This is a genomic window from Terriglobus sp. YAF25 (genome assembly GCF_052113305.1).
Lineage (GTDB): Bacteria > Acidobacteriota > Terriglobia > Terriglobales > Acidobacteriaceae > Terriglobus.
This window is the reverse complement of record NZ_JBFRCY010000202.1, coordinates 1-7171: the sequence shown is the minus strand read 5'-3', so window position 1 is coordinate 7171 and position 7171 is coordinate 1. Positions and strand designations below refer to the sequence as shown.

The 7171-nt window shown below is 57.6% G+C and carries 5 protein-coding genes and 2 pseudogenes; all 7 read right to left on the bottom strand.

What is annotated here, in order from left to right; all coding sequences use genetic code 11:
* Positions 1-748 (bottom strand): annotated as a pseudogene (locus AB4043_RS10445) (hypothetical protein); the annotation flags it as partial.
* On the bottom strand, positions 724-2301 hold the full coding sequence (locus tag AB4043_RS10440) for an OmpA family protein (protein WP_442307008.1): 1578 nt from the start codon (positions 2299-2301) through the stop codon (positions 724-726). The gene AB4043_RS10440 and the pseudogene AB4043_RS10445, both read right to left, overlap by 25 nt.
* 178 nt (positions 2302-2479) lie before the next feature.
* Positions 2480-3097: an NADH-quinone oxidoreductase subunit B gene (locus AB4043_RS10435; protein ID WP_442299775.1), complete on the bottom strand. Its 618-nt coding sequence runs from the start codon at positions 3095-3097 to the stop codon at positions 2480-2482.
* Between the two features lie 95 nt (positions 3098-3192).
* Positions 3193-3687, bottom strand: coding sequence for a hypothetical protein (locus tag AB4043_RS10430; RefSeq protein ID WP_442307007.1), 495 nt, complete (start codon positions 3685-3687; stop codon positions 3193-3195).
* A 175-nt stretch (positions 3688-3862) separates the two neighbouring features.
* On the bottom strand, positions 3863-6484 hold the full coding sequence (gene glnD, locus AB4043_RS10425) for a [protein-PII] uridylyltransferase (RefSeq protein ID WP_442307006.1): 2622 nt from the start codon (positions 6482-6484) through the stop codon (positions 3863-3865).
* Between the two features lie 63 nt (positions 6485-6547).
* Entirely contained in the window at positions 6548-6886 is a 339-nt protein-coding gene (locus AB4043_RS10420; RefSeq protein WP_442299778.1) for a P-II family nitrogen regulator, read from the bottom strand.
* Between the two features lie 31 nt (positions 6887-6917).
* Positions 6918-7171, bottom strand: a pseudogene (locus AB4043_RS10415) (ammonium transporter); the annotation flags it as partial.

Below are 7171 nucleotides of genomic sequence, written 5' to 3'. Positions count from 1 at the left end.
GAACTCGAGTACGGCGAGCCGTCGACGGAATTCCCTGAATTTTGTCAAAGGTGTCGCCGCCATTCCGGCTCTTGTAGATACCGGAACATGCGCTGGCATAGACAATCTCAGGAGTTTTCGGATGGACGATAATGGAAAAGACGTCGGAATCATCGATCATTCCGTCCTTGATGTTCTTCCAATTCACCCCGCCATCGGTTGTCTTCCAAGGCAGATGCCAGGTTCCTGCATAAATCGTCTTGGGATCCTTCGGATCGATCGCAATGGACTCGACCTCATGAATCTCGGTACTGCCCGCTGGGCTGATCAGCGTCCAATGCTGTCCACCATCGGAGCTCCGGAAGATACCATCGAGCGTTCCGGCAACTAATGTCTTGGGAGACGACGGCGACTCCGAAAGAGACCGAATCGACTGACCATGCATTGAGGGCGATTCCACCCATGTCATGCCGGCATCGCGGCTGATATAGAAAGCACCATCCGTACTACCGAGCACCCATGCGCCGGCATAGAGCACGTTGGGCTCCGCGGCATCGACCACAATATTGTCGATCACCAGATCATCGCGATTTCCCAGACGCGCAAGGCGCTTCCATGTCCGACCGCCGTCATGGCTGTCGTACATCCAGCCGATGGCTGTTCCCAGATATACATGCTTATGATCGTGTGGATCTTCCGCGAAGGCGCGGGCCGAACCCCCATCCGGACCGAACGGGAACCATGTCACGGCGTGCAGCCATGAAGACACCAGATCACTTCCGTCAGACCGCTGGTGCTGAAGGTAGCGCCAGCAGGGATCAGAGTGGTGGTGACGGTCTTGCCTTCGGTGGTGGAGGTATAGGTGGCAACGCGGGAAGCGTCGATACCCTTGTCCTTCACCAGGTACTCCTTGGCGTTAAGAGCACGCTCAGAAGATACCGTATCGCCATGCTTCTCCTTGCTGTCAGCGGAGCCGGCCAGAGCAACCTTGGCATCGGACGAGCGCTGCAGGTTCAGAGCGACGTCGTCGAGGCAGGCCTTGCCCTCGTTGTCAACACGGGACGGACGCTTCTTATCGCGCTCGAAGTTGACCGTGCAGAGGCTCGAGGTCTTCGGAGCCGGTGGCGGCGGCGGAGCAACAACGCTGACCGAGGTAGTGGCCGATGCGGTCTGGCCCTTATCGTCAACTACGTTGCAGGTGACGGTAACGGTGCCAGGCGCAGCGCCGGCGGTGCTCAGGGTAGCGGAGGTTCCGTTGCCGGAGACCGAACCGGAGGTCGAGCTATAGCTGTAGGTCAGAGGACGGTTCTGCGGGCTAACACCGTTTGCAGTGATCGTCGCAGACTCACCCGGGCGAAGGCTGGATGGGCTGGCCGAGCAGCTGATGGTCGGCGGCTCGAAGGCCTTGACCGTGAACGGAGCCGAGCAGTCGGCAAACTGACCGACCTTCTTGCCCTCTTCCACATGACCCTTGACGGTATAGCTGCCAGGGTTCAGCGACTTGGTGTCAACGTTCGCGGTGCTGGAAGTACCGGAAACAGAGCCGGCATCAGAGGTCCAGCTATAGGTCGCGGTCTTCTTCGGGTTCAGGTTTGCGGCAGTGCCGGTCACCGTGACGGGATCACCCGGGAAGACAGTCGCAGGCGACGCAACGCAGGAGTAGGTCACAGGAGGCGGCGGAATGATGCTGCCAATGTGCCACAGGAGACCGCTGCTCAACTGAGCAGCGCTGATATTCGCGCGTCCACCGACCACTCCGCCGCCGGGGTTCGCGGGACCAAAGTTGTCGTGAATGTATTGGTAGTCCGCCTGGAAGAGGCGAATGCCCAGCTTGTGATTGAACAGCGGCGTGTCATAGTCCATACCGCCGCCGGCCGTCAAAGCAGTGCCCCACATTGTCGGGTTGTAGCCCGCAATAGTGTTCGGGCCGCCGAGTTTCGCACCACCAACCAGGCCGTGTGCGAAGACGGTAAAGTTCTGGGCGGGATAACGGAAGATCGGACCGGCTGAAATGGTATAGAGAGAATCGTTCTTACCATCCGGATGGGCCGCGAAAACAACTTCGCCGCCAACATACTTATTGAAGTAATAGGCACCGCTACCGATCGCACCAAGGTCGATGGAGCTGTACTGGATGTTGGCAGGCTTGATGGGGCTATGCGTACCGAAGTACGAGTATCCCAGGAAAATATCAGCGCGCGACGGGTTGGGTTCCGACGGGGCCGCCGGAGCCGTCTGCGCTTGCAGCCCGGTGACCCCAAGGCTGACGGCGCAGGCAGCGAGTAGAAGTCTACCGAAACTGCGAACTGGGCGTTCGAACATTTATTTCCTCCGCGAATACTTACATGTTGTGCTCTGAGCTCAAATGCTTACAGACTCAGTGGCTTACGAATTCCCTCAAAAGTGTAGCGCACCTGAGTTTCGGTTCAGCTACAAATTCCGGGCGGTACTCAACTTACTACCCCGTTTTACGGGATTTTTACCCCATGAAACGAGTTTCTCAGGCAAGGTTCAACGCTTTCTTCAACGTTCCCCTCTCCTTTTGAATCTTTTCCTGCAATAAGGTGATGGCATAGATGAGCTGTTCTGGACGGGGTGGGCACCCAGGCACGTAGACGTCAACCGGAATAACCTGGTTTACGCCCTGCATCAGTGCGTAGTTGTTGAAGACGCCTCCCGAGGTTGCGCACGCGCCCATCGAGATAACCCACTTTGGCTCTGGCATCTGCTCATACAAGCGGCGAATCACGGGAGCCATCTTCTGGGAGACACGGCCTGCGATCACCATCAAATCGCTTTGCCGCGGTGAAGGACGGAAGACCTCAGCGCCAAAACGCGCGATGTCATACCGCGAGCCGCCCATGGACATCATCTCGATCGCACAGCAAGCCAGACCAAAGGTCATAGGCCACACCGAATTCTTTCGAACCCAGTTAATGGCCGCGTCCATAGAGGCCAAAACGACGCCCTCTGGCTGATCGTAGCCCCAGGACACCTCTTCCAGCTTTTCGCGATTCTTGCCAAAGCTGTCCAAGCTGCCAAAGAGATAGCGATCATTCTTTTCGGGCCCGTTCATCGGGCGACCATTGCTCGAGGTTTCCTGCGCCGGAGTGCTCATACTCTCAATATATAGAACGGATTACGCGGATGTGGAACCAGCCGGAATCTTCCCTATCTGTCATGATGCCTGTGGAACCCGAGATGTTGCCTGTTTTATCTGCAGAACACCGTATTTCCTGTGCTCTTTTCCGGCAGCCTGAGCGATATTCGGAATCGAAACCATGTAATGCGCCCCAAGGGAGAAACCGTTTCACCGTGTGTAGCTACCACTGAATGGGCGGTTTCACTCAGATGCGAGGCGACCATTGCCGCCAAGCCAGCCTGATCTGCCGTGCCTGCAACGATCCTGGCGTCCAGAATACGAAGTTCTCCGGACTGCGTCTGCTGCACCAAGGACGTCAACCGCCCTTCTGCCGAACGACGTGAAACAGAATCCTGAGCCCCGATGTAATTGTTATAAGCCATTACGAGCCTGTTGAAAGCATCAGACGCTGTAACAAAACGGAAGTTGCGTGGATTCCAGGCAATCGCATCCTGGGCTCGAAAGCTGAAGTCCGTCGAGACGGCCAACGCTGTTACCGACTGATACGGGGGCGTCGCAAGTTCGGCATAGTCATGCTGCGGACGAGGTTTGCCTATCGGCAGCACACGCAATAGCCACCCAGAAGGCAACGGGTCGAGTACGAGCTCCAGATCGCTGTTGATCGCATGACGATAGGGCTGGCCAAACGAGACTTCCCCCTCAAAGCTGGAGACGGTGCACTGCTGGTTCTGCCCCCAGACTGTTAACGAAATGCAAAACAGCGCAAGGATACTGAAGTGCCTAGCTCGCATTATCCCTGACCGCCTTGAGCAACGTTTCCTTCAGCTGGGCCTGATCGGTCTGGCTGAGCTTGCCCCCTTCTTGCGTCAGATAAAACACGTCGATGGCGGTATCTCCCTCGGTATCGATCAATGCAACCTCAATGCTGCAGCCAAACGTGGCCAGAGCCTCACTGAGCGCATGAAGCAGGCCTGGGACATCCTGCGCGACCACCTGCAGCAGTGTGCAGTGCGTGGAGGCGATGTCGTCGAAACTGATAGCCGTCTCTACGGTGACCAACGGCGCACGTCTCCTGGTGCGGCGCCTGCCGGCAAGAAACTTCTCCAGAGGAATCTCTCCGCCGGCTACCTTCCGCACGCTCTCCAGGAACGGCTCACGCTCGCTGGGATTGAGCTCCAGGGTCCGAAAGCTATCGGTAAAGTGAAAACTGTCGACGACGATACCGCTGGCGTCCGAGAAAGCGTCCGCGGTCACAATGTTCATGCCCCAGCCCGTGAGAGCGCCTGTCATGGCTGCAAAGAGCATCGGACGGTCTTTGGCGATCAGCGTTATCTCCCAGTCAGCGCTGCTCTGCTGAAGACTGAGCTGAATGGAACCGTCCTGAGCTTTCTCCGCCATCTGAAAGTGCACGCGGATCTCGTCCGGAGTCCTTGTGTGCAGGTAACGCTGGGGAAATCCATCAAGAAACTCACGGATAGATTCGGCCTTGGCGGGCTGCAGTGCGGTGACACGGCGGACGAGCTCACGCTCCATCTTCGTGTCCACACGATCTTCATCCACGCTGCGATCCAGATAGTTGGAGGTTGCCATATACAACCGCCACAGGTTCTCGGCCTTCCATGGAGTCAACGCATCAGGATGGACGGCATTGATGTCAGCGTAGGTGAAGACAACCAGCATGCGGAGCTGCTCATGTGTCTGCACCTTGGAGGCAAAGATGCGCACCGTCTCCAAGTCAAAGATATCGCGGCGGAGAGCATTCGACATCTCCAGATGATTCCGGATGAGCGACAGGACCAGGCCGGTCTCATGCAAATCGAACTCCAGGCGTGAGCAGACGCTTTGCGCCATGCGCGAACTCTCGACCGCATGGTCGTCGCCGCTGCGTCCTTTGCCGGTATCGTGCAGCAACGCTGCCAGATACAGCAGTGCGGTGTGCTCGATCTCATCGCGGATGATGCCGAACTTCCTTGCCCAGTCCGCCAGTGGACCTTCCACGACCCGCGGCAGGCCATGCAGGGTGTCAATCAGAAGGAAGGTGTGCTCATCCACGGTATACCGATGGTAGGCATCACGAATCACCAGGGCGTCGATACCGTGAAACTCCGGCAACATCAGTTCCAGGATGCCCAGGGCATGCATGGTACGCAGAGCCTGGCCGGCAAATGGACCGGTCAGGATGGCGCTTAGGTGCCTCCACAGCGCGGGCCCATCTTCAAGGCTGGAAGAGAGCATCGGGAGCGCATCCGCAAGACRCATCTCCGCATTGCGGCTGAGGCGCAGACCCTGGGCGGCGATCGCTTCAAAGATAGCGAGCACCGTCTCCATCTCATGCGCGGGGTCCATCCCCTTTTCTGCCTTGTCGAGAAGGACAATCCCCCGCTCCACACGAAAGCCGAGGGGCGCCTGCTTCCCGCCGGGCTTTAGACCGAATGCACGCGCCGCGAGGCTCTTCTTCTGCGGAATCTCATCGAGCAATTGCAACGTACGGCGCTCAATGCTGCGTGCATGGCGGAAATAGTTCCGCATCCAGTAAGCAGCATCTGCCTTCCCTCGTCCGCTGAGACCGATGCGGGCGGAGGCGGCGCCATCCTGAGCCTGCCAGTCCAATACGTTGTCATCCCGGTCATGACGGTAGTGCAGGTACGCCCGCACGGTCTTCAGAAAGTCAACCGCTTCAGAAAATTCGGCATCGTCCGCGATCGGAAACTCGGGTACGGGCTTCCCCTTGCCATCTGCCGCCAGCTTGAGAATCTGGGGCAGCCAGCCGCAGACATGCGCATCACGAAGGCCGCCCGGGCATTCCTTGATATTGGGTTCGAGATGAAAGAGTGTATTGCCGTAACGGGTATGGCGCTCTGCGGTCATCTGCTGCAGTTGGGCCAGAAGCCCAGTGCTTTCCTTTGCCAGAAGACGCGGCAACAGCCTCTCACTGAGTGCTGCGTAGAGTTCCTGGCTGCCCGTAAGAAAACGATGATCGAGCATGGCGATGGCAAACTCGACATTAGTCGGGTCGAACCGTTCGCATTCCAGTAAGGACCGTGTTACCGGAGCCAGACGAATGCCGCAGTCCCACATCTGCTGCGAGAGGGTCCGCACCCCATCGGTCAATGCCTTGGCCGGTCTGGCGTCATTCAGCAGGACCAACAGGTCGACATCCGAGCAGGGATAGAGCTCCTGACGACCATAGCCACCAATCGCAATCAGTGCAGCAGCATCTCCCAGGCCGGTGGATTGCCATAACCCTCGTATGACTTCGTCGACGGCAATCGACCGGGCGGCAACCATCCGCGATCCGTCGGGCAACTTTTCAAAGACCTGCCGGACTGTCTCCATCTGATGCTCGTAAATCTCGCGCACCGGAGATGTGACCTTACTTGCGGGCTGTGACTTTAAAGACATTCGCTGTATGCCGTGTGTGAAGCTCCAGCATACAGCGAAGAGAGGGGAATATTGTGGAAGGAGTTAGATGGCAATCTCGCCGCGTTCTTCATTACGAATCCGGATCACCTCGTCCACGCGAGAGACGAAGATCTTGCCATCGCCGATCTTGCCGGTCTGGGCGGCCGCAATGATGGCATTAATCGCCTTCTCGGCAATATCGTCAGCAACAACGGTTTCGATCTTAATCTTTGGGAGCAGGTCCACGGAGTATTCGCGACCGCGATAGAACTCCGTGTGGCCCTTCTGGCGGCCGTGGCCGCGTGCTTCCAGGATAGTCATTCCCTGCACGCCAATCTCGACCAGAGCGTCTTTTACTGCATCCAGTTTTCCGGGTTGAATCACCGCTTCAATCTTCAGCATCGTTTCAGTCCTTTTTCCGTGCGGCGCGTGCTTAGTGCGCCGAAGCCTCTGCGTGGTAGCCCTCTTCTCCGTGTTGCGACAGGTCAAGGCCAATCGCCTCATCTTCCGGCGAAACCCGCAGACCAATCAGCTTATCAACAATGAAGAGCAGGATGAGTGTTCCGACGATAGAGATACCCCACGCCAGCCCCACACCGATGGCCTGGTTAAGAACCTGCGTGTGGTTGCCCTCGAAGAAGCCAGTCGCCTTCCCTGGTCCGAGAAGCGGATTGATGGAGCTGTTGG

Bases quoted from the DNA above. Each gene is read 5' to 3' on its own strand.
- AB4043_RS10440 (WP_442307008.1), bottom strand. From the start codon at position 2,301: ATGTTCGAACGCCCAGTTCGCAGTTTCGGTAGACTTCTACTCGCTGCC.
- AB4043_RS10435 (WP_442299775.1), bottom strand. From the start codon at position 3,097: ATGAGCACTCCGGCGCAGGAAACCTCGAGCAATGGTCGCCCGATGAAC.
- AB4043_RS10420 (WP_442299778.1), bottom strand. From the start codon at position 6,886: ATGCTGAAGATTGAAGCGGTGATTCAACCCGGAAAACTGGATGCAGTA.